28 protein-coding genes are annotated in these 19,234 nt (G+C 68.7%); 26 read left to right on the top strand and 2 right to left on the bottom strand.

Going from position 1 to position 19,234, the window contains the following annotated elements; translation table 11 throughout:
- Window positions 1-57 precede the first annotated feature (57 nt).
- The gene (locus AMYNI_RS48670; protein ID WP_084628598.1) at window positions 58-957 is read left to right on the top strand and encodes a phosphotransferase enzyme family protein; all 900 of its coding nucleotides are present in this window, start codon (window positions 58-60) and stop codon (window positions 955-957) included.
- Here the strand turns inward: AMYNI_RS48670 and AMYNI_RS49470 are convergent.
- Both AMYNI_RS49470 and AMYNI_RS0140570 read right to left on the bottom strand, forming a co-directional pair.
- Window positions 916-2,331, bottom strand: coding sequence for an NsdA family TPR-like regulatory protein (locus AMYNI_RS49470; protein WP_020673871.1), 1,416 nt, complete (start codon window positions 2,329-2,331; stop codon window positions 916-918). The genes AMYNI_RS48670 and AMYNI_RS49470 overlap by 42 nt on opposite strands.
- Window positions 2,332-3,268: 937 nt before the next feature.
- Window positions 3,269-3,535, bottom strand: coding sequence for a helix-turn-helix domain-containing protein (locus tag AMYNI_RS0140570; protein ID WP_020673870.1), 267 nt, complete (start codon window positions 3,533-3,535; stop codon window positions 3,269-3,271).
- 295 nt (window positions 3,536-3,830) lie between these two features.
- Between AMYNI_RS0140570 and AMYNI_RS46620 the strand changes: the two genes are divergently transcribed.
- The 25 genes from AMYNI_RS46620 (at window position 3,831) to AMYNI_RS46600 (ending at window position 19,219) form a co-directional block, all read left to right on the top strand.
- Window positions 3,831-4,046: a hypothetical protein gene (locus AMYNI_RS46620; RefSeq protein ID WP_157357703.1), complete on the top strand. Its 216-nt coding sequence runs from the start codon at window positions 3,831-3,833 to the stop codon at window positions 4,044-4,046.
- Window positions 4,046-4,294 carry a hypothetical protein gene (locus AMYNI_RS0140560; protein WP_157357701.1) on the top strand — a complete coding sequence of 83 codons (249 nt, stop codon included), beginning with the start codon at window positions 4,046-4,048 and terminating at the stop codon, window positions 4,292-4,294. The genes AMYNI_RS46620 and AMYNI_RS0140560 overlap by 1 nt, the downstream gene beginning before the upstream one ends.
- 138 nt (window positions 4,295-4,432) lie before the next feature.
- A complete protein-coding gene (locus AMYNI_RS46615; protein WP_342667778.1) occupies window positions 4,433-4,873 on the top strand; it encodes a transglycosylase SLT domain-containing protein in 441 nt (146 codons plus the stop codon).
- 73 nt (window positions 4,874-4,946) lie between these two features.
- Complete coding sequence (locus AMYNI_RS49465; protein WP_020673866.1) at window positions 4,947-5,117, top strand: hypothetical protein; 171 nt, start codon at window positions 4,947-4,949, stop codon at window positions 5,115-5,117.
- A gap of 101 nt (window positions 5,118-5,218) precedes the next feature.
- Entirely contained in the window at window positions 5,219-6,535 is a 1,317-nt protein-coding gene (locus tag AMYNI_RS0140545) for a hypothetical protein (RefSeq protein WP_020673865.1), read from the top strand.
- Window positions 6,532-6,810 (top strand): hypothetical protein, encoded by a 279-nt coding sequence (locus AMYNI_RS0140540; RefSeq protein ID WP_020673864.1) that lies wholly within the window; start codon window positions 6,532-6,534, stop codon window positions 6,808-6,810. Before AMYNI_RS0140545 ends, AMYNI_RS0140540 begins: the two co-directional genes overlap by 4 nt.
- Entirely contained in the window at window positions 6,807-7,274 is a 468-nt protein-coding gene (locus AMYNI_RS0140535) for an SsgA family sporulation/cell division regulator (protein WP_020673863.1), read from the top strand. Before AMYNI_RS0140540 ends, AMYNI_RS0140535 begins: the two co-directional genes overlap by 4 nt.
- A gap of 2 nt (window positions 7,275-7,276) precedes the next feature.
- Complete coding sequence (locus AMYNI_RS0140530) at window positions 7,277-7,489, top strand: hypothetical protein (protein ID WP_026361544.1); 213 nt, start codon at window positions 7,277-7,279, stop codon at window positions 7,487-7,489.
- Entirely contained in the window at window positions 7,489-7,809 is a 321-nt protein-coding gene (locus AMYNI_RS0140525) for a hypothetical protein (RefSeq protein WP_020673861.1), read from the top strand. Before AMYNI_RS0140530 ends, AMYNI_RS0140525 begins: the two co-directional genes overlap by 1 nt.
- Window positions 7,809-8,402 carry an RRQRL motif-containing zinc-binding protein gene (locus AMYNI_RS0140520; RefSeq protein ID WP_020673860.1) on the top strand — a complete coding sequence of 198 codons (594 nt, stop codon included), beginning with the start codon at window positions 7,809-7,811 and terminating at the stop codon, window positions 8,400-8,402. The genes AMYNI_RS0140525 and AMYNI_RS0140520 overlap by 1 nt, the downstream gene beginning before the upstream one ends.
- On the top strand, window positions 8,399-8,821 hold the full coding sequence (locus tag AMYNI_RS0140515) for a hypothetical protein (protein ID WP_020673859.1): 423 nt from the start codon (window positions 8,399-8,401) through the stop codon (window positions 8,819-8,821). The genes AMYNI_RS0140520 and AMYNI_RS0140515 overlap by 4 nt, the downstream gene beginning before the upstream one ends.
- Window positions 8,821-9,072: a hypothetical protein gene (locus AMYNI_RS0140510; RefSeq protein ID WP_020673858.1), complete on the top strand. Its 252-nt coding sequence runs from the start codon at window positions 8,821-8,823 to the stop codon at window positions 9,070-9,072. Before AMYNI_RS0140515 ends, AMYNI_RS0140510 begins: the two co-directional genes overlap by 1 nt.
- On the top strand, window positions 9,059-9,319 hold the full coding sequence (locus tag AMYNI_RS0140505) for a hypothetical protein (RefSeq protein WP_020673857.1): 261 nt from the start codon (window positions 9,059-9,061) through the stop codon (window positions 9,317-9,319). Before AMYNI_RS0140510 ends, AMYNI_RS0140505 begins: the two co-directional genes overlap by 14 nt.
- Entirely contained in the window at window positions 9,319-9,642 is a 324-nt protein-coding gene (locus AMYNI_RS46610) for a hypothetical protein (RefSeq protein WP_020673856.1), read from the top strand. The genes AMYNI_RS0140505 and AMYNI_RS46610 overlap by 1 nt, the downstream gene beginning before the upstream one ends.
- Window positions 9,639-10,625 carry a hypothetical protein gene (locus AMYNI_RS46605; protein WP_020673855.1) on the top strand — a complete coding sequence of 329 codons (987 nt, stop codon included), beginning with the start codon at window positions 9,639-9,641 and terminating at the stop codon, window positions 10,623-10,625. The genes AMYNI_RS46610 and AMYNI_RS46605 overlap by 4 nt, the downstream gene beginning before the upstream one ends.
- A gap of 2 nt (window positions 10,626-10,627) precedes the next feature.
- On the top strand, window positions 10,628-12,907 hold the full coding sequence (locus tag AMYNI_RS0140490) for an FtsK/SpoIIIE domain-containing protein (protein WP_020673854.1): 2,280 nt from the start codon (window positions 10,628-10,630) through the stop codon (window positions 12,905-12,907).
- A 247-nt stretch (window positions 12,908-13,154) separates the two neighbouring features.
- Window positions 13,155-13,655, top strand: a complete 501-nt coding sequence (locus tag AMYNI_RS0140485; RefSeq protein WP_020673853.1) for a peptidoglycan DD-metalloendopeptidase family protein — start codon at window positions 13,155-13,157, stop codon at window positions 13,653-13,655.
- A 186-nt stretch (window positions 13,656-13,841) separates the two neighbouring features.
- On the top strand, window positions 13,842-14,798 hold the full coding sequence (locus AMYNI_RS0140480; protein ID WP_020673852.1) for a bifunctional DNA primase/polymerase: 957 nt from the start codon (window positions 13,842-13,844) through the stop codon (window positions 14,796-14,798).
- Window positions 14,795-14,956, top strand: coding sequence for a hypothetical protein (locus tag AMYNI_RS49460; RefSeq protein ID WP_020673851.1), 162 nt, complete (start codon window positions 14,795-14,797; stop codon window positions 14,954-14,956). The genes AMYNI_RS0140480 and AMYNI_RS49460 overlap by 4 nt, the downstream gene beginning before the upstream one ends.
- Window positions 14,956-15,237 carry a hypothetical protein gene (locus AMYNI_RS0140470; RefSeq protein WP_020673850.1) on the top strand — a complete coding sequence of 94 codons (282 nt, stop codon included), beginning with the start codon at window positions 14,956-14,958 and terminating at the stop codon, window positions 15,235-15,237. Before AMYNI_RS49460 ends, AMYNI_RS0140470 begins: the two co-directional genes overlap by 1 nt.
- 14 nt (window positions 15,238-15,251) lie before the next feature.
- Window positions 15,252-16,325, top strand: a complete 1,074-nt coding sequence (locus tag AMYNI_RS0140465; RefSeq protein ID WP_020673849.1) for a DUF5131 family protein — start codon at window positions 15,252-15,254, stop codon at window positions 16,323-16,325.
- Window positions 16,322-17,395, top strand: a complete 1,074-nt coding sequence (locus AMYNI_RS0140460; RefSeq protein ID WP_020673848.1) for a phosphoadenosine phosphosulfate reductase domain-containing protein — start codon at window positions 16,322-16,324, stop codon at window positions 17,393-17,395. Before AMYNI_RS0140465 ends, AMYNI_RS0140460 begins: the two co-directional genes overlap by 4 nt.
- Window positions 17,395-17,931 carry an AAA family ATPase gene (locus tag AMYNI_RS0140455; protein WP_020673847.1) on the top strand — a complete coding sequence of 179 codons (537 nt, stop codon included), beginning with the start codon at window positions 17,395-17,397 and terminating at the stop codon, window positions 17,929-17,931. The genes AMYNI_RS0140460 and AMYNI_RS0140455 overlap by 1 nt, the downstream gene beginning before the upstream one ends.
- The gene (locus tag AMYNI_RS0140450) at window positions 17,931-18,803 is read left to right on the top strand and encodes a deazapurine DNA modification protein DpdA family protein (RefSeq protein ID WP_020673846.1); all 873 of its coding nucleotides are present in this window, start codon (window positions 17,931-17,933) and stop codon (window positions 18,801-18,803) included. The genes AMYNI_RS0140455 and AMYNI_RS0140450 overlap by 1 nt, the downstream gene beginning before the upstream one ends.
- Window positions 18,803-19,219, top strand: coding sequence for an ASCH domain-containing protein (locus AMYNI_RS46600; RefSeq protein ID WP_020673845.1), 417 nt, complete (start codon window positions 18,803-18,805; stop codon window positions 19,217-19,219). The genes AMYNI_RS0140450 and AMYNI_RS46600 overlap by 1 nt, the downstream gene beginning before the upstream one ends.
- Window positions 19,220-19,234: the final 15 nt, after the last annotated feature.

The raw sequence follows: 19,234 nt of genomic DNA, 5'->3' as shown, positions 1-19,234 counted from the left end.
GCTGCGCATCCCAGTAGCCTTAACTAGCGACCCCCAAGCAAAGGAGATCACCGAGGAATGGCATCTGCGGCCAAGTTCACGCCTGAGACCACGACAAAAGCCGCTGAGGCCGCCTGCCGTGCCGTGCAACTCGATCCCACCGGGGCTGAGTTGATCCGGATGGGGGAGAACGCGCTGTTCAAGCTCGCGACCGCGCCGGTCATGGTCAGAGTCGGCCGATCGGCTGAGGCGAGCCACAAAGAGGCTGAGGTGGCGCGCTGGCTATCGGCCCACAACTACCCCGCGGTTGCGTTAGCCGACGTGGAGCAGCAGCCTCACGAAGTGAACGGTATGGCTGTGACCTTTTGGGAGTTCATCACAAGTGGTGATTCCCGGCCTACCTCCGGAGACCTGGGAACAATGCTTCGCCGCTTGCACGGATTGCCGTGGCCGAAGCATTTTACCTTACCATCTTTCGACCCGATGCCGAAGGTTGCGCGGCGCCTGGACAAGATTGGCCCATCGCTGTGCGATGGAGATCGAACGTTTCTACATGAACGTAGTGTTGAACTAGCCGCCCAATTCAAAACGCTGGAGTTTTCGCTGAGGTGTGGTCCAATTCATGGCGACGCTCACAGGGATAACCTTATTCGCTCCCGTGAAACCGGCAAGGTGAAACTGATTGACTTCGAGGACTTTTGCATAGGACCCCGAGAGTGGGATCTCTGTGTGGAAGCTATCGGTTACAGTGTGTTTGGCTGGATTTCCCGTAGTGACTACTACAGCTACGTACGGGCGTGTGGTTTCGATGCCCTGGAATGGTCGGGATTTCGAGTAATTAAAGCGATACGCGAATTGAATATGACTACATGGTTGGCTCAGATGGTCGGCCAGTCGGCTAAAGTTGACAAGGAAGTGACCCGCCGAATCCGTGACCTAAGGGATGATGATGCCCCTCGCTGCTGGTCGGTTTTTTAGTAAGCCCTTGCTGGAGAAGTAGTCATCGAAGGTTCGGGTTGCGGCGGAGTCGTAAGGCGCGAGCCGACCGCGAAACTCGTTCAGGTACGAGATTACGCGGTACGAATTCAGGGTTACTGCCGTGTCCACAACACTGCACGCAACCTCCACCGCTTGGTCTATATCGTTGGCGAGCAAGTGTGACGTAGCCAGCACAGAATTGCAAAAGGACAAGCTGCGAACGAAAACGTCTTTCGACTCGGCGATTGAGGTCATCGCGTGTTGATTTGCCAGCCCCGCATTCCCTAGGTCGCGGAAGCAATGAGCGAACTCTGCATGCAATTCAGCCGAATCGAAGTACCAGACCCAGTCCGGGTCATCTGCGGGATTGCTGGCGCCGAGCCACGATTCAGCGGCCAGGAGCGCTCTCGTCGCCTCCTTCTCGTTGCCCTGAGAAGCGAGGGCTCGCGCTTTCATTGCGTAGAATAACGCCATGGTTGTTGGCGTCGCCCCGCCAGTCTCTCCGTGGTGGACTGCCGCGCGGGCGAGATGTACGGCGTCCTCGAAATGACCCAGAAAATTGGCTTGATGACTCATGCAGCCGAGCACGTGGCCACTAAAAGCCCGATCGCCGGCTGCTCGCGCAAGTCGGTATGCCTGATACAGGAAACGTTGAGCACGGGCATGTTCGCCGCTATCGTACGCTGTCCATCCCGCGCGAAGGGTCAGCGATGCAACGGCCTGAAAATAGTTCCGCCCTAGTGGTGAACTGGCCGATACGCGCGGAATAAGAGGCAGAACTTCGCGTTCTAGGTACTGTGCAATCAGAGGTTTCGACTTTCCGCCGCCGTAGCGATGATCGAAGGTCGAGAACATCTCGGTAGCGTCGTGAACTTCCTGGATGTGCACCGGTGACAGTTCAACAGGCTCGTGGACGATGGCGACTTCCTCGTCGCTGCCGTACATCGACTTGACCAGCAGCGACGCCCACGCCTCTGGCACGACAAGCAGCTTCGCCGCGGCATCCGTGCTGGTCAACTCGTACTTCGTGAGCTGGGTCAGGGCTGTGATGCTATCCGTGATCGTCTCTGGATACTGCAGGGTGGTGTCGACGGCTTCGGGGGCTACGTCGGGGTAGCCGATCTCGTGAAGGGCGACAGGCCGGCCTAGCTGGGCGCCCAGCACCTTAGCCATGACCTGGCAAGCTCTTGCCGTTGGCCGAGCAATCTGCCCGCTGAGGTACTTGGCGATGCTCGTGTGCGAGGGCGAGATCGGGTCGCCCTGGTCGCGGCGGCTCCAGTCGAACATCCGTCTGGACAGTCCCTTGTTGCTGACTCCAGCCTCGCGCATAAGCGCGGCGAGCTGACGATTGGGCTTGCGCTGCTGCTCGGTCACCAGTCCACCCCTCCCAGGCTCAAGTAAACATGATCCTCTGACAGGGGAGGGGGCACACGGAAAACTCCGTGTGCCCCCTCCGAGGCTCCGTGTGCCCCCACGTGTGCACTGCTGCCCAGCGCCGGACCGGGCGATTCTTGAGTCATGGACACCGCAACACACGAGAACAGGGCCCTCGCGGTAGCGGGGATCGACCGAACCGCTTGATTCAGTAGCAATTCCGATCGCGCCACAAGTGTGTCCAATTGCGTCTTTGTTGATTGAGAATTTAATGTACCCGGCCTTGCTCGGAGAAAAGCTAGGGGCGGACAGGTAGCTAAGCCGTAAGCGACCCGCCTAGTCCGTCGCCCTGATGAACGAAACTGGGCAAAACTTCGATAAATCAACTGCTGTCTCCAGCATTTCCGCTGGTAGACGACCGAACCTGAGGTCTGGCGGCACGGTGATCGACGTGCCGTGCCGCCAGCCTCGTTCAGCTCAACACCTGCAATCCACTGTCTTTTTTCGTGTCGACATAAGGGGTACTTGCAATGGAGAAAAACGCCACCGGCAGCTCGACCCTGACGGCCCTTCGGCTGGCTGAAGAAAGGGCGTGTGCTGGATATCTGGAGGCTCGTCGGGACATGGTCACGTTGGCAGGCCGGGCGGCTTCCCTGCGAAGGCTGGCCGATGAACGGCCGAAGCGGGCCGACTACCGCACGGCCGCGGGCAATGCGTCGGCTGACTACTGTGCCGCCGCGCAACGGACACGGCTGGCCTACCAGGTATGGCAACGTGCTCAAGTGCGGGCCGACATGGCCTGGACCGCCACTGAAGGCCGACGCCCGCGTCTGGATACTCCGCTGTCGCGTAGGGCTGCTGCGTGATGGCAAGCGCGTTCCGGGTTTCGGGGCCGACGGTGGAGCGCTGCTACGGCCGGTGCTCGCCATGCTGGCACCTACCGACCTTCGAGTCGTTCCACTCGCTCCCGAAGCGCGGCGACTTCGGCGGCCAGCTGGGAAACGCGGTCGTCTCCGACCTCGGGCGAGTCGCCGCCGGCCACCTCCTCAAGCCAAAGAGGTGGCCGCCTGAGCGCCTCGGAGATGGCGGCCAAGGTTCGGGGGTTGCGGTCCTTCGGGACCGCGTGCTGGATCTCCCGAAGGGCCGCCGTACTCACTCTCGCCTTGGCGGCCAGCTTGGCCTGGGTCATTCCCAGTTCGGCCATTCGGGTGTTTATCGCAGACGCCACGGCGTCCCAATCCTTCTGCACACAGCCTCCCAAGATGCGTGACTACCAGCGCAAATAGTAGCGCCACTGGTCAAGTGGGGCCCGCTTGTGTGCGGCGTCAGGTGCGGCAGCAAGTCTTGTAATCGCCATTAGTAGCGCTAGAGTTAGCGCCATGAATGAAGGGCTAGAGGATCAGATGAGGTCCGGACGGATCACCGACCAGCAGGTCGCGGAGGTCGTGGAGTTGGCCCTTGACCCGGTTGTTTTCGCAGTCCGAGCAGAGGAGGAGCGGGTGAACGAGCAGGAGCGGATCGACGCGTTGATTGAGGCGGTGGAGCGTGAGCTGGCCGCGGAGGAGCGCACGGAGTCGGTGCGGCTGACTCGGAACATGACGGATCCGGTGTTCGCTCGCCGGTCGCGTCGCCGGTCCGGCCGTGTCGCGTTACGTCGCCTTCCTGCCGGGTCGCCGGGCGCGACGCTGGCCGAGTTCGACGGCGAGGCCGCGTGATGACCCAGCCGAGCCCACGGCTGAACGGGACTGCGACGGATGCGGTGGCCGCGCTGGGTGCGCTGTGGTCGGACAGCTTTGACCGTTGGGTGGCCGGCGAGATCAGCGCGAGTCAGCTCCGGTGCGTGCTGTGCGAGCAGGCGCCGTGTCAGTGCCCGCCGTTCGGCAGCGCCGGGTACTTCGCGCTGGTGGACAGGCGGCACCGGGCGGGGCCGGGGGAGGCGGGTGATGCCGGCGAAGGTTGTTAGCACCGGCCAGGCGCGCTCAGTTCTTGGCGGAAGCGACGCGCCTGACCGGTTCCCCAATCCCTGCGAGAGGAATCGGTGAGTCCATTGTCTGGCATTGGCAAGTTGGGCGCTGCTGTGGGTGTTCTGGCGGTGGTCGCGTTGGCCACGGACCAGAAGCCCGGCGGCGCGGCCGGCGGCGGTTCGGCTGGGGATATCCCGGCCGGGTACATGACGCTGTATCGGGCGGCGGCGGGCACGTGCCCGAAGCTGGACTGGGCTCTGCTGGCGGGGATCGGGAAGGTCGAGACCAACCACGGCCGCGCCGATCTGCCCGGGGTCCGCTCGGGCAGTAACAGCGCGGGGGCGAAGGGGCCGATGCAGTTCCTGGGCCCGACGTTCGCCGCGGTGCGCAAGCGGCACCCGGATGTCGGGTCGGATGTGTACGACCCGGCGGACGCGATCCCGGCGGCGGCGCATTACCTGTGTGATTCGGGTTTGCGTGACGGCAGCGAGTATCGCGCCATTTTCGCCTACAACCGCGCTGGCTGGTACGTGGCGAAAGTTCGTGGCCAGGCCGCGGCCTACCGGGCAGCAGCCTGACCCGTACATCACGAAGTTCAGTAGCAGCAACACCTTTCGAGATCCATCAACCCATTTTGTGGAGGTATTTGTAATGAAGGGCCTCATTCTGTGGACCGGCGTCGTGGCGTTCCTGGCGCTGGCGATATCGGCGGGCAAGACCGGTGACTGGACCATCGCGTTCGTCATGGGCGCCATCTCGATCGCGTTCCTGTTCGCCGCCCCGGGCGGGGAGAAGAAGAGCAAGAGCAGCCGGGGCGCGTGATGGTTCCCGGCCCGGTGGGGGTGCTCCAGCCAAGAAGCCACCCCCACCCGGGCCGGGTCTCCCCAACCCATTCATCAGGTGACTGTTCGGAGAGGAATCCCATGATAGGCAAGACGGCCCTGGCTAGGGCGATCACGGCGGAGTCGATCACGGCGGAGTGTTTCCCGACCCCTGAGCTGGCGTTACGCAGCAACGACCCGGCCAAGCAGGCCAAGGTGCGCGCTTTCGCCGGCGAGCAGGCCGTGGCCGCCCGGCGGGTCTGCGGGCGGCTGGCCGCCGCGCTGGCCGCGGCGAACGACCGGGGTGCCCGGTTTAACGCGGTCTGGACCGCGTTCGACGCGGTCCAGGACTGGCGCTATCAGCTGGCGCTGGCCAGTGCCGAGGCCACCGGCCGCTACGGGCGGGACCGGGCGGAACGGTTCCGCACCCAGATCACCGACGACACCGCCAACTACGACCGCCTCGGCGAGGTCGGCCGGCTGCGGGAAGGTTCCGCGTACGACCAGGCCACCCGCACCTGGACCGGTGGTGAACAGACCCCGGCCAGCCTGGCCATGCGCCGAATCGGGGAGCTGGCCGCCCGCCGTTTCGCTCCCGGTGCGGACGTGGCGCACAACCACCTGGTGCTGCCCAGCGGTCTGTACCTGGTCCTGCCCAGTGGCCGGGCGACGGGCGCGCGGTTGCTGCGCGGCGACGTGGCGAAGGCGGCGGCCGACGAGCTGACCGCGCGGGTCGCCGCCCGCGGTGAGGACGCCTCCCAGATGGAGGTCGGCGGGGACCTGCTCTACGCCGCGACCGGCAGCACGACCGACCGCCGCCGGATCTGGGCCGCCGCGATGGGGCTGCTGGCCGGCGAGTACCGGAACTGGACGGCGGCCCGGAACGCGTGGGCGAAGGCCGCATATCTGCTGTATCAGGCGCCCCAGATGAAGAAGGGCAGCGACTCCGTAAACCGGGTGTTCCTGGTCGCGGCGGGCACCGTGCTGCTGGGCCGGCCGCCGGTGCTGCTGCACGACATCGACCTGCGCGCCTACGTGCTGCCCGAGCACGAGTTCGTCACCGAACTCCTCGCGGTGCAGCCACCCGAACCCGCCGTGCAGAACGAGCGGGGCGCGGTGCTGGAGCTGCTGGAACCCCAGGACTACAACAGCGTCCAGGCCACCTACTGGACGGCGTATGCCCGCACGGCGGGGGCGCCGATCGAGGCCCACGCCACCGGCGTGAACGCGGTGGCCGACGCGGCCGCCCGCGCGGGCGCGGCGACCGCGCTGGACCGGCTGGCCGACGACCTGGCCGCCGAATCCGCGTCTGTGGCCCGCACGGGGGAGGACGCCCGCGGGACCGGGGTGGGTCTGGTGCTGGCGCTGTTCCTGTGCCGGCTGGCCGCGAACGAGCTTCGGGCGGGAGGTGCGCGATGAACCCCAAGCAGGTGCGTGCCCGGTGTGACGAAGTGGTGCAGCTGCTGCGTGCGGCCCCGACGCCGGAGGCACCGCGGCCCGACCGGGTGGCGTGGCTGTTCGAGATGGCCGAGGCGCTGGACCGGCTGGACAGGGTGACCTTCACCAGGACCGCCGACACGGCCGTCCGGCGGCCGCCCCGGCCCGGTGACGAGGTGTACCGGGCCGCGCTGGACCTGGTCCGCGACGCGGTCGCCACGATCACCGGAACCCTCGTCGGGGGTGGTCTGCGATGACCGGGCAGCCGGCGAAGACCGTGTGCCGGTCGCTGACCGCGCACCTGGAGATCATGGCGCAGCGTCCTGGCCAGTTGCTGCCGGGGCCGCATCTGCTCGCGATGCGGGCGAATCTGCGCTACGACCCGGCGGATCCATTCGCGGTGGTGCTGGCCTTCCGTAGCGGCGACGAGAACTGGGTGGAGTGGCTCCTGTCCCGCGAGTTGCTGGCCGAAGGGCTGCTGCTCGCCGCCGGTGAGGACGTGTCGGTGGGTGAGGGCGATGTCCGTATCTCGCCGGACTGCGAGCTGGCGGGGCGGGTGTGGATCGGGCTGTCGTCCCCGGACGGAGCGGCGACGCTCGCGCTGGAGCGCGCGGAGCTGGAGCACGCCCTGGACGCCACCGAAGCCTTGGTCCCGGCGGGGTCCGAGACCGCCGGCTGGGACCCGGACTGGCCGCTCCTGCTGCTGAGCGGGGGCGAGTGATGATGACCGAGTGGGTGTTCGTTCCCGCCCCGTTCATCGGGCTGCTCGCCGATAGGCCGGCTACTTCCGCTCCGGCGGAGGTGCAGGAAGCGTGGCTGCGCAAGACACATGAGGCGCTGGTTCGGGCGGTGCCCGGTCCGCACGGGCTGGAAGCGGTCCGGCTGGCCACCGTGGTCGATGCCGCCCGAACCCGGCTGCGCGGGGGTGGTCGGTGATGCCGACGTTCGGGCCGATCGGTGCCGAGCCGCGCCGGGTACGGCCCCCGTACGGGGAGCCGGACCGGTCCCTGCACCTGCCGATGTTCGGGATCGAGACCACCGACCAGTGGCGGGCCCGCGTGCACGCCGACCGGGTCGCGGCGCTCCTGGAGCCGCTAGCGGATATGGAGGTGTCGCACTTCGAGCGCCGCCAGCTGGAATGGCTGGCGCGCTGGGAGACCGGCACCGTCGCCGCGGTCGCCGCGCTGCTGCACCGCGCCCGCGCCGCCGCCCCGCTCGCTTCGGGCGGGCACCGGCCGAAGCGGGGTGAGCGGTGATGGTGGAGCTGCACGGAAAACGGGCGTGGGATCTGCGCCCGGTGCCCTGGTCGGATCTTCGGGAGTACACCCGCGGCCTCGCCGATGACGGCACGATCCTGTTGTCCTACGGCACCGGCCCGCGCGACAAGCTCGCCACGAAACGGCAGTTGCGGGCGATGGGGTTGCGGCCGGGCGGGCAGGACCCGGTGGCGGTGCTGTATTTCCGCTGCCGCAAGGCATGCCGGCTCACCTTCGCGAACCTGTACCTGGTCGAGAAGGCGCTGCCGGTGCGGCCGATGACCCCGGCACGGCAGGCCGCACTCGATAAGGCGATGGCCGCCCGGCGCACCTGCCGGGAGTGCGGGGAGACCGGCTACGCCGAACTCCCCAAAGCTGGCCGCACCTGCGAGCCCTGCCGCTACACCCTCGGGCTGCTCGACCCGCTCGACTACCTGCACGACTTCTTGGCCGGCGAGTCGACGTTCGGCCCGGCCGGGCACGCCGCGCTGGAGCGGGACCTGACCTGCGGCCTGGCCGCGGTCATCCCGATCCACCGCCCCCGCCGCACCAGCGGCACCCACACCCACCGCACGGAGGTACGTTCCGCATGACCACCCAGAACCCCAACCCCCAGCCCGTTCCCGTGCTGGACCCGTTCATCGGGCGACTGTCCACACTGGTCACACACATGACGTGGCACCGGCTCGGTGGCGTGAACCGCATCAGCGGCGGCACCAGGTTCTTCACGGTGCACATCGACAGTGACGAGGACGAGGTGGAGGTGATGTTCGGCCACGTGCTGGCGTGGGCGGACACGCTGCGCTCGGTGACGGTACGCCTCACCAGCGACGAGTACTTCCACATCTACGTGCACGGTGATCTGCACGACGGCTCCGGGCTCGATGTGCAGTGCCTGCTCCCGGGCACACCGAAGCCGCTGCTCGCACTGCTCCGCGCGGTCGGCCATCACCGCGAGATCCCGCTGGCCCCGTTGCGCGCGCTGGCCGATCAGATCGGCGGTGGCCGGTGATGTCCACTTTCGACGTTCTCCAGCGCTACGGCACCGCCGCGTTACTGCGGTTCGCCGGGGCGATCTTCCTGTTCCTGGTGCTGCACCTGGTGCGGATCCCTCTGGTGCTGCTCGCCCGGATTTTGGAGGGCGTGATGCGGCGGGTGGACGGCTACGCCACCCGACAGGCCAGCGCCCGGAATCCGCGTCCGGTGAACCAGTTCTTCGCCCACACCAACGAATCGAGGGAGGCCCCGAATGTCTACGCCTGACCTGCTGAGCACCGACCCGCGCGAGACCGAGGCCGCCACGCGGCGCGAGGAGATCACCCGGGACGTGCAGATCCTGACCGGCGCGGCCCTGGCGGCCGGCGGGCTGACCTGGATCACCTTCCACTTCTTCGGCACGTGGGTGCTGTGGACGGTGTTCCTGCTCGGTGCCGTCACGTCGTCCGCGGCGGCGGTGCTGCTGGACCTGGCCGGCGTGCTGCTGGCCGGGCGCAGGGAGAGGAGGGGCTGATGAACAGGCACCAGACCGGCGAGCCCGGCGCCCGGACCAGGACCGACCGGGCTGTGGAGTGGGTGGTGTGGCACATCGGCGAACTCGCCTCCATCGGCGTGCCGCTCGTGCTCGCCGCCGCGGTCAGCTGGTGGTTCGTGGTGCTGGCCGTGCTGGCCGGCGCCGGGTGGACCGTCCACGAGATCCGCCAGCACCGCACCAGGCCCGCGGCCCTGGCCGCCGGGCCGGACCCGGCCCGCCTGGCGGGCACCGACGACCACACCACCGCCCCGGCCGGACAGACCGGGGAGCGGTCCGAGCAGGGTAAGGAGGCCAGCGCATGAGCGTGTCCACGACGTTCGACGACGGCGGCAACGACGAGTCCGGCGAGGTGTCGCGCGGGATGGCCGCGCTGGAACGGCACCTGGCCGACGCCGCCCCGGAACCCGCCGCCGGGCCGGACACCGTGCCGGTGTCGAAGCGGGTGCGGCGCCGCCGCGTCGAACAGGCCGAAGCCCACCAGCTGCTGGACTTGGACGATGACGAGACCGTGTTCCTGGTGGCCAGTGAGCGGGTTCGGACCCGGCGGCGGCGGGTGCGGGAGGCCGGGCAGCTGTGGCAGCTGGACCAGGACCCCATGGTGCTGGCCTACCGCGACGCCCGGATGCGGCGCCTGCTCGTCACCGTCGCCCTCGTCGCGCTCACCTTGGCGCTGGCCTGGTCGACGGCCGGGGTGCAGACCTTCGCCGCCGAAGGCGCGCTGGCGTGGACGCCGCGGTGGGTGTTCGCGTGGCTGGTGGAGCCGTTCTGCTCGCTGGCGCTGCTGATGGTCGTCGGGGCGCGGGCCTACCTGGCCGTGCGGGGCCGGCCGCTGAACCACCGGGCGGTGCGCCGGTCGGAGTTCGTGTTCCTCGGGCTCACGCTCGGCATGAACGCCTGGCCGCACCTGCCCTGGGTAGCCGAGACGTTCTCGGTGTCGAGCCTGGTTTTGCACCTGCTCGGACCGATCGTCGCCGTCACGGTGGTGACGTGCCTGCCGCACATCCTGGCCGCGTTCACCGACCTGTCCCCGACCCCGGCCGGTGATCGGCCGGTGCCCCCATCGTGCAGCGCAAACACCCCCACGAGCACCACCACCGACGGGCAGCCCAGTGACGCTAGTGACGCTTCAGTGGCGGTGCTGACCCAGCGGGTCCGCGACCTGATCGCCGCCGGCGAACTACGCCCTGGGGCCGGGGTGCGCCCAATCCGCCGCGCCCTGCGGTGCGCGATGGACACCGCGACCCAAGTCCGCAACGCCCTGCACTCCGACCGGAAGGACCAGTAGCCATGGAACACAGCGACCACGACGAGTTCGCGGCCGCCGGCCGGGCCGGTGAGGGCGTGGAGGAGGTCACGCTGGCGCGGGTCCACCGCCTGCCCGAGCGGGCCGGGGAGGTGCTGGAGGGCGAGGCGATCACCGAGGAGGAGTACCGCCGCCTGACCTCGCAAAAGGAACAGGCTCTGGCCCGTTACCGCGGCTACCGCAATGACGTGGTCACGCTGTACCGGTTCACCAGGACCGTCCTGTCCGTGAGTGGGCGGGCGGTCAAGGCCGGGGGCGGTCCGGCGGTGCGGTTCACCCGCCGCCACCTCACGATCATCGCCAAGGGCGCCGAAGCTGAGCGGCAGCGCAAGAAGACCGAGCGGGCCCAGGGCGATGCCCGGACCGCGCGGGCTCACGCGCTGGAGAAGGGTGACCTGGCGCAGGTCACAGCGCTGAACGCACAGGTTCAGGACTCCCGGCACTTGCAGGTGGACACCCTGGACAAGTGGGTGGACGTGGTGTGGAAGCTGACCCGCAAGACCGCGCTGGCGCTGGCGGTCACGCTCGGAGTGGCGCTGGTGGTCGGGGTGTTCAACGGGTTCGGCGGCTGGTTCGGCGACTGGGACGCCGGCGACGTGCTCGACACCGTCGGCGCACTCGGGTCCACCGCGGGGGCGGTGGTGGCCTGGTCGGTGGCGCACTGGTGGCTGTTCGGGCTGGCCGCGCTCGTGGTCTGGTCGTTCCGTCGGTGGAAGGACGGCGCCCGGCTGGGTGAGTTCGTGCTGCCCGAGCATCTGCGCCGCGAAGGTAAGCGGGTGCAGCAGACCGAACTGTCGGAGAACCTGCTGGTCAAGGCCCTGGGCAACCTCGGGAACCGCTACCTGAACCAGGCGATCAAGGACGGTTGGCCCAACCGGGACACCGACCACGCCTGGGTCAAACCGCCGATGCCTGAAGGCAAGGGGTGGGGCGTGCAGATCCGGCTGCCCATGGGCGCGTCGGTGGAGGCCATGCAGCGCGCCAAGACCACGCTGGCGCACAACCTCGGGTGCCTGCCCGCCGAGTTGTTCCTGGACAAGAGCGAGGACGACCCGACCGTGCTGGACCTGTTCCGGCTGGACCGGGGCGTGCTGAGGGAACCCGTTCCGGAGTACCCGTTGCTGCACGATGGCGTCACCGACTACTTCACGGGCTTCCCGGTCGGGATCGTCCCGCGCGGCGACGAGGTGCTGTGCCCGGTGTTCCAGCGCAACTTCCTCTTCGCCGGCGAGATGGGGTCGGGCAAGTCGACCGGGGTGCTCGCCATGATCTGTTCGGCGTTGCTGGACCCGCTGGTCGATGTCGAGGTGTGGTTGTTCTCCGACAACCAGGACTACGAGACCGTGGAGCCCGCGCTGGCCGGGTTCAACTCCTGCAAGGACGGGGTGACCCCGGCCGCGCTCACCGCCGCCTTGATGGACCGGTTCGCCGAGCTGAACACCGAGCTGGAGACCCGCGGGCAGCTGCTGCGCAAGCACGGCGTGAAGGAGGTCACCCGCGCGGTGGCGGCCAAGGAGCCCGGGTTGCGGCCGAAGCTGATCGTGGTGGACGAATGCCAGACCTTCTTCCACCAGGACGAGTCCGAGCTGCGGAAAAAGATCGTGAAGATGGTCAACGACTTCTACATGCGGGCCCGGAAGTTCGCGGTCACCGTCGCTTGGGCCACCCCGGACCCCTCGGACGCGAACCTGCCCCGCGGCATGGTGTCGGTGACCAGCAACCGCGCCTGCTACGCGATCAAGGACAAGGGCCGTAACAACGTGGTGTTGGGCGAGAAAGCCCACGAGAACGGGCTGTCCGCGCTCGGGCTCAAGCCCTCGGTTCGCCGCAAGGACGGCACGATCAAGCTCAACGATGTTGGTACGGCGATCACGCTGAACTTCCTGGACAGCAACGGCACCGTCCGGTTCTACTACCTGTCCCCGGAGCAGCAGCGGATCATCGTGGAGCGGGCCCTGGAACTGCGCGGCGGCACCGTGCCCGGGCAGCTGACCGCACCGGTCGAACGGGATCCGCTGGCCGACATCCTGACCGTGGCCCGGCTGATCCAGCCCCGCGAGGGCGAGGACCATCCCCGGGCCGCGGCGATCGCCGACGCGCTCGGGGCCCGCTGGACCCGCTACCAGAACTGGCGCATCGCCGATGTCGTCACCGCCCTCGCGGAGCACGGCTACAAGGTTCCGAGCACGGACCGTATCCATCCGGTCGACCCGGCCAAGGTCGCCGAGGCGATCACCCGACGCGACACCGAGGCCGGCGAATGAGCATCCCGGGACTGTCCGCACACCCCTGATCCGGGGGTGTGCGGGCACCCGCCCGGCGGCACTCATTCGGCTCATTCCGCTCATTTTCGCAGCTCACACCCCTGACGTGCGGAAATGAGACAACTCATCCGCTTCAAGCGGAACTCATCCCGAACGCATCCGGGACTCATCCGCCCACCGGGCGCTCACCGCGGCACCCCCTACCCCAAAACCGTTACACACAGTGACCGAAATGTGAGGGCATGCGATGGCGAAACCAGCGAAGAAGTCCGGCGGCGGCGGGCTGCTGCTGCTCGTGGTCCTGGTCCTGGCCGCGGTGGCCTACACCCGCACCGGCGGCGCGGACACCGGCGGCGGGGAGACCGTCAAGCCGGCCGAAGGCGAGTTCACGTCCGGGTTCGGCGCCCGGTGGGGCACCAACCACTACGGCATCGACATCGCCGCCCCGCAGGGCACGCCGATCCGGGCGGTCGCGGACGCCACGGTGATCGAGGCCGGGCCCGCCACCGGGTTCGGGCTGTGGATGCGGCTTCGCCACGACGACGGCACCGTCACCGTCTACGGCCACATGCACACCATCACCCGGCCCGAAGGCGCCCGGGTGTCCGCCGGGGAGCAGATCGCCACCGTCGGCCAGCGCGGCCAGTCCACCGGGCCGCACCTGCATTTCGAAGTCTGGCCGGACGGGCAACGCGCTAGACGGATCGACCCCAAGCCCTGGCTCGCCGCCCGCGGCATCGACCTGTGACCCCGGGCCGCGCGCCTCGCTGACCGGGTTCGCCGGGCCGGTGGCCGACACGCTCCCACCGGCCAGGCGGCCCTCCACACGGCACCACCCGGCCCTTTCCGACCGGGAAGGACAGAGACCCGGTCACCACCTCAACCCGGGTTTGACCCCCTCGTTTGCAGACGGTTCACCTGAAAGGACGACAAGATGGCAGCGAAGTCCGCGCTCACCGAGTGGGCGCTGTACCTGGCCGCGATGGGGTGGCGGGTGTTCCCGCTCAACCCCGGCACCAAGATCCCCGCCCTTCATCACGCGAAGAACTGCCCCGGCACCGGGCCGTGCGACGCCGGGCACCTCGGGTGGGAACACCGCGCCACCACCGACCCGGACCGCATCGCCGCGACCTGGGAGCGGGCACCGTTCAACATCGGCGTGGCGACCGGGCCGTCCGGGCTGGTGGTCGTGGACTGCGACGTGCTCAAGCCCGGCGACCAGATCCCGGACCAATGGCGGGTCATGGGGATCGGCTGCGGAGCCGGGGTGCTGCGCAACCTCGCCCAACGCCACGGCGACACGGTCACCCCGACCTACGCGGTGCGGACACCGAGCGGCGGCTGGCACCTGTACTACCGCCACCCCGGCACCGACGACGCCGGCGGCTTGCGGAGCACCGCCGGGACGATCGGCTGGAAGGTGGATACCCGCGCGCACGGCGGCTACGTCGTCGGCCCCGGTTCGATCATCGGGGACCGCGGCTACGAACTCGTCGACGAGCATGACCCCGCCGAACTCCCGGGGTGGTTGCACCAGGCCCTCACCGCCAAGCCGTCACCGGCCAACTCAGGGCGAGCTGAAACGGCCGCTGTGCGCCGATCCGCCTACGTGACCGCCGCCGTGACCCGGGAGTGCGAAGCCGTCAGGCACGCACCCCTGGGGGAGCGCAACCACATCCTGTGCCGCGCCTCCTACGCCCTCGGGCAACTCGTCGGTGCCGGGGTGCTCGACGAGCACACCGCCCGCACCGAACTCGAGTCCGCCTGGCACACCTGGGCAGATCCCGCCTCTGCCGCCAAAGACCTCGGACCCGGGGGAGTCATCGACACCAGCCTCACCGCCGGCCGCAACAACCCCCGCCGCATCCGACCAGAAGGGACCGCCGCATGAACGCCACCAGCAACAGCAAACCGGGCACCGCCGAAGCGGTGCTGTGCATTGACGCCGACTGCCCGGCCTGCGGGTGGCCCGAGCGCTGGTTGTCCATGGCCACACGCCTGTTCGGCTGCCCGAAATGCCCCTACACCTCCACGGAACGGGATACCTAATGACCACACACCAGAACCAGCAGCCCAGCACCGAACCCCGCACCGCGCTCACCTACGAGGCGGTCCGGGTCGAACACGGCACCCCGTACATCGACGAGCCGCCCGAGGTGATCCCGGCCGGCTGGTGGATCTGGGGCTGGTCCGGCACGAACGACGAGTGCCCCGATGTCCTGATCTACATCGACTTCGCCGTCGACCGCAACGGATTCGACTGGTCCGAGGCCCTCGGCAAGCGCGTGGCCGCGCTGCTGAACCAGGACGCACACCCCGCCCACGACTAAGGAAAGGAGATCGCATGAGCGCCACTACCAGTATCGAATGGACCCGCGGCGAGGACGGCTCACCTGGCTCCACCTGGAACCCCGTCACCGGCTGCACCGAGGTGTCGCCGGGCTGCGATCGCTGCTACGCCAAGACCTTCGCCGAACGCTGGCGCGGCACCCCGGACCATTACTTCGAGCGCGGGTTCGACGTGCAGCTGCGGCCGGACAAGCTGGACTTGCCGTTGCGGTGGCGCAAGCCGCGCAAGGTGTTCGTCAACTCGATGAGCGATTTGTTCCACAAGGACGTGCCCGACGACTTCATCGCCCGGGTGTTCCGGGTGATGGCCCTCGCGCCCCAGCACTCCTTCCAGACCCTCACCAAGCGGCCGGCGCGGATGCGGTCGCTGCTGACCGACTACGGCTTCGTTCGCGCGATGCTGCGACACGACACCCGTTCGGGATTCGGGGTGACCGAGGACAAGCTGGACCAGGCCGCGCGCCGGTGGGTCGCCTCCGACCGGTGGCCACTGCCCAACGTCTGGCTGGGCACCAGCGTGGAAACCCAGCGGTGGGCCGACATCCGCGTGCCGGTGCTGCTGGACACCCCGGCCGCCATCCGGTTCCTGTCCTGTGAACCCCTGCTCGGCCCGGTGGATCTGTCGCGGTGGCTGGAGCTGGAGTACTACGACAGCTTCGGCTGGGGCCGGGAAATGCTCGCCACCCTCGCCGGGCGGGTCGGCACCGAACGCGGTCTGCACTGGGTCATCGCCGGGGGTGAGTCCGGGCGCGATCGCGGTGTCCGGCCGATGCATCCGGGCTGGGTGCGGTCACTGCGGGACCAGTGCGAGGCCGCGGCCGTGCCGTTTCTGTTCAAGCAGTGGGGCGAATGGGCTCCCGCCGGCCTGGGCATCGGCATGGCGCAACACAACGTCGGCCGCGAAGTGCTGGTCGGCCCGCCGGTGGACGAGATGGGCCACCGACAGGTCATGCGCAGGGTCGGCAAGGGCCGCGCTGGCCGCGAGTTGGACGGCCGCACTTGGGATCAGTACCCGCCCGCGGCGGTGCCGGCGGGGCGGTCCATCAGCGATCGGAAGGAGTTCGGGTGAGCGAGCAGGCGGACATTCTGCCGGGGATGCCGGACCGGTTGGTGAAGGTGCCACCGAAGTCGCGTGAGTATGAGGCGCTGACGCTGGATGAGGCGATCGCCCGGTCGCACGCGCTGTTGGACGAGGTGATCGAGCGGTTCGGCCCGGAGAAGCTGTTGCTGTTGTTCTCGGGCGGCTCGGATTCCAGCCTGCTCGCGCACGTCGTGCGCGAGCGGATGGACGCGGCGGTGCACATCCGCACCACGATCGCGGTTCCGCAAACCAGCCAGTACGTGGAGGCGGTGTGTGCCGAGTGGGGGCTGCCGCTGTTGTGGGCGGACCCGCCGGACTCCTACGAGGACCTGGTGCTGGGCAACGTCAAGCCGAAGACCGAGCGGGGCAAGAACGACACGGTGTGGCGGGGGTTCCCTGGCCCCGGCGCGCACAGCGTGATGTACCAGCGGCTCAAGGAGAAAGCTCTCGACGAGTTGCGTCGGTCGCTGGTTGGTAAACGCGGCCGGACAGGTCAGGTCGCGTACGTCGCAGGTACCCGTTGGTCGGAATCTGACCGGCGGTGGCGCAATGCCAACGAGATCGACGTTGCCGGTTCCGTGGTGTGGGTCTCGCCGATCGTGCACTGGACCGAAGGGCATCTACGGGAGTACCGCGACCGGCACATGTGCCGGCTCCACCATGACCACGACGAGCATCTGCTGTGCCATCCCGGCGCACTTCCGCAGTCCGAGGTCTCGCGCAACCTGCACCAGTCCGGCGACTGCAAATGCGGCGCCTACGCCCACGAGGGCGAGCTGGAAGAGACCGCGCTGTTCTACCCCGAAGTCGCCGAGCGGATCCGCGCCCTAGAACGCAAGGTCGCGGCCCGCGGTATCCCGTGGTGCAAATGGGGTGCCGGTAAGGAAGCGGCGCCCCGCGATGCAGCCTCCAGTGCGCCCGGCCGGCTCTGCTCCAGTTGCGTCCCCGCCGCCGGGCAGGTCGATCTGCTGGATCAGTGGGTCGCCGACGGACTCCTGACCGGCCACCAGCGCGACGGCCTGCGGACCGCCACCGCACCGACCAACGAGGCCGCGTGATGCCCGCTGGCGGTGCCCGCGGCCGGCTGATCGTCACCATCGGGCCGCCCGGGGCGGGCAAGACGACCTGGCGCGCCACGCACATGCCGGCCGGGGCGGTGGTGGTGTCGCTGGACGAGCTGCGCGCCAAGTACTCGCCGTGCGGCTGTTCCAGCGACCCGGGCGCGAACGCGGCCGCGACCGAGCAGGGCGTGGCGCTGACCCGGGACACGCTGGCCGCCGGGGGCACGGTGCTGTGGGACGTCACCGCCTACAAACCGGCGTTCCGGCGGCGGCTGCTCGCCCTCGCCGCGGGCTACCGGGTCCGCACGGTCGGGGTGGTGATCCTGCCGCCGGTGGGTCTGGCGCTGGCCAGGAATGGCCGCCGTGACCCGCGTATCTGCCCGGTGTGCCGGACCGCGCGCCGCGTCCCCGAGGACGTGCTCACCGCGATGCACCACGCCATCACCACCGATCTGCCCCGCCTGCCTGTCGAAGGCTGGCACACCCTGCACTTCCGCCCGCCCCAGCACGACCTGTCCGAGGGAGTCGCCTGATGCCCGGACCGACGTTCTATCTCGGCGCGCCGGCGCCGGGCTGGCTGGCCAAGGCGGGTGTGCCGCTGTTCGTGTCGGATACTCGGTTGCGGGGCTACAAGACGTTGCCGGTGGCGGTCGCGCGGTGGGCGTTGGATTCCGGCGGGTTCACCCAGTTGCAGAAGTACGGCGACTGGACCGTGCCCCCAGCCGAGTACGTAGCTCGGGTGCGGCGCTACCGCGACGAGACCGGCCTGCTCGACTGGGCCGCACCCCAGGACTGGATGTGCGAGGACGCCATCATCAACGGCGGTTGGTACGGCGGCCAGTACTTCGCCGGCACCCACCTCACGGTGGACGAGCACCACCGGCGCACCGTGCTCAACGTCGCGCATCTGCGCGAACTAGCCCCCGATCTCCACTTCATCCCGGTGGTGCAAGGCCGCGGCCCGGACAGTCACCGCCGCTGCGCAGACCTGTACTGGACGTTGGCCGGGATCGACCTCACCCGCGAACCGCTGGTGGGCGTCGGGAGCGTGTGCCGAATCCAGAACACCGCCAAAGCCGGACGCATCCTCACCGCGCTGCGCTCCTGGGGGCTGACCCGGATGCACGGGTTCGGGTTCAAGCTCGAAGGACTCAACCGCTACGGCCACCTCCTCGGTGACCAGAACAGCGCCGATGACGGTGACGGGGGGTCGGCCGACAGCCAAGCGTGGTCCGCCTGGGCCCGCTGGGCACAACGCCCGCTGTTCCCCGAATGCGTCGGCGTGCACAAGAACTGCGCGAACTGCCTGCGCTGGGCCCTGCACTGGCGCCAAGACGCACTCGCAGCTGCCGCCACCCCGGCCCGTGGCGAACAGCTCGAATTCTGGGAAGGAGAAGCCGCCTGATGCCCGAACCTACCGAGCCCGCCAGGCGGGCGTTGTCGATCCGGCAGCCGTGGGCCGCGCTGATCCTGGCCGGGCACAAGCCGGTGGAGAACCGCACCTGGGCCACGGGCTATCGCGGCCGTCTGATCGTCCACACCGGACGGCAGATCGACCAGGCGATGCTGGACGTGCTGGCCGAGCACGGCATCACCGGCCTGCCGACCGGCGCCTACCTCGGCAGCGTCCAGCTGATCGGCGTGCACCACGCCGACGACTGCGGCGGTTGCACCCCGTGGAGCGAACCCGGGGTGTGGCACTGGTGCCTGACCCGCCCGCGCGTCCTGACCGAGCCGATCCCCGGCCCTGGCCAGCTGGGGCTGTTCACCCCGCCGCCTGCCGTGCTCGCCGCGGTGACCGCCGTGGAGAAGACGGCCTGAGCCAGTACCACCGCA

This window comes from Amycolatopsis nigrescens CSC17Ta-90, from assembly GCF_000384315.1.
In the GTDB taxonomy this organism is placed as follows: Bacteria; Actinomycetota; Actinomycetes; order Mycobacteriales; family Pseudonocardiaceae; genus Amycolatopsis; species Amycolatopsis nigrescens.
This window is presented reverse-complemented; position numbering and strand designations above follow the sequence as displayed.

Coding starts and splice junctions, on each gene's coding strand:
- AMYNI_RS0140450 (WP_020673846.1), top strand. CDS start 17,931: ATGCCCGGACCGACGTTCTATCTCGGCGCGCCGGCGCCGGGCTGGCTG.
- AMYNI_RS0140525 (WP_020673861.1), top strand. CDS start 7,489: ATGCCGACGTTCGGGCCGATCGGTGCCGAGCCGCGCCGGGTACGGCCC.
- AMYNI_RS48670 (WP_084628598.1), top strand. CDS start 58: ATGGCATCTGCGGCCAAGTTCACGCCTGAGACCACGACAAAAGCCGCT.
- AMYNI_RS0140530 (WP_026361544.1), top strand. CDS start 7,277: ATGACCGAGTGGGTGTTCGTTCCCGCCCCGTTCATCGGGCTGCTCGCC.
- AMYNI_RS46610 (WP_020673856.1), top strand. CDS start 9,319: ATGAACAGGCACCAGACCGGCGAGCCCGGCGCCCGGACCAGGACCGAC.
- AMYNI_RS46600 (WP_020673845.1), top strand. CDS start 18,803: ATGCCCGAACCTACCGAGCCCGCCAGGCGGGCGTTGTCGATCCGGCAG.
- AMYNI_RS49465 (WP_020673866.1), top strand. CDS start 4,947: ATGAAGGGCCTCATTCTGTGGACCGGCGTCGTGGCGTTCCTGGCGCTG.
- AMYNI_RS0140485 (WP_020673853.1), top strand. CDS start 13,155: ATGGCGAAACCAGCGAAGAAGTCCGGCGGCGGCGGGCTGCTGCTGCTC.
- AMYNI_RS0140540 (WP_020673864.1), top strand. CDS start 6,532: ATGAACCCCAAGCAGGTGCGTGCCCGGTGTGACGAAGTGGTGCAGCTG.
- AMYNI_RS0140545 (WP_020673865.1), top strand. CDS start 5,219: ATGATAGGCAAGACGGCCCTGGCTAGGGCGATCACGGCGGAGTCGATC.
- AMYNI_RS0140510 (WP_020673858.1), top strand. CDS start 8,821: ATGTCCACTTTCGACGTTCTCCAGCGCTACGGCACCGCCGCGTTACTG.
- AMYNI_RS0140490 (WP_020673854.1), top strand. CDS start 10,628: ATGGAACACAGCGACCACGACGAGTTCGCGGCCGCCGGCCGGGCCGGT.
- AMYNI_RS46605 (WP_020673855.1), top strand. CDS start 9,639: ATGAGCGTGTCCACGACGTTCGACGACGGCGGCAACGACGAGTCCGGC.
- AMYNI_RS0140515 (WP_020673859.1), top strand. CDS start 8,399: ATGACCACCCAGAACCCCAACCCCCAGCCCGTTCCCGTGCTGGACCCG.
- AMYNI_RS0140505 (WP_020673857.1), top strand. CDS start 9,059: ATGTCTACGCCTGACCTGCTGAGCACCGACCCGCGCGAGACCGAGGCC.
- AMYNI_RS0140480 (WP_020673852.1), top strand. CDS start 13,842: ATGGCAGCGAAGTCCGCGCTCACCGAGTGGGCGCTGTACCTGGCCGCG.
- AMYNI_RS0140470 (WP_020673850.1), top strand. CDS start 14,956: ATGACCACACACCAGAACCAGCAGCCCAGCACCGAACCCCGCACCGCG.
- AMYNI_RS0140520 (WP_020673860.1), top strand. CDS start 7,809: ATGGTGGAGCTGCACGGAAAACGGGCGTGGGATCTGCGCCCGGTGCCC.
- AMYNI_RS0140455 (WP_020673847.1), top strand. CDS start 17,395: ATGCCCGCTGGCGGTGCCCGCGGCCGGCTGATCGTCACCATCGGGCCG.
- AMYNI_RS49460 (WP_020673851.1), top strand. CDS start 14,795: ATGAACGCCACCAGCAACAGCAAACCGGGCACCGCCGAAGCGGTGCTG.
- AMYNI_RS0140535 (WP_020673863.1), top strand. CDS start 6,807: ATGACCGGGCAGCCGGCGAAGACCGTGTGCCGGTCGCTGACCGCGCAC.
- AMYNI_RS0140465 (WP_020673849.1), top strand. CDS start 15,252: ATGAGCGCCACTACCAGTATCGAATGGACCCGCGGCGAGGACGGCTCA.
- AMYNI_RS0140560 (WP_157357701.1), top strand. CDS start 4,046: ATGACCCAGCCGAGCCCACGGCTGAACGGGACTGCGACGGATGCGGTG.
- AMYNI_RS0140570 (WP_020673870.1), bottom strand. CDS start 3,535: ATGGCCGAACTGGGAATGACCCAGGCCAAGCTGGCCGCCAAGGCGAGA.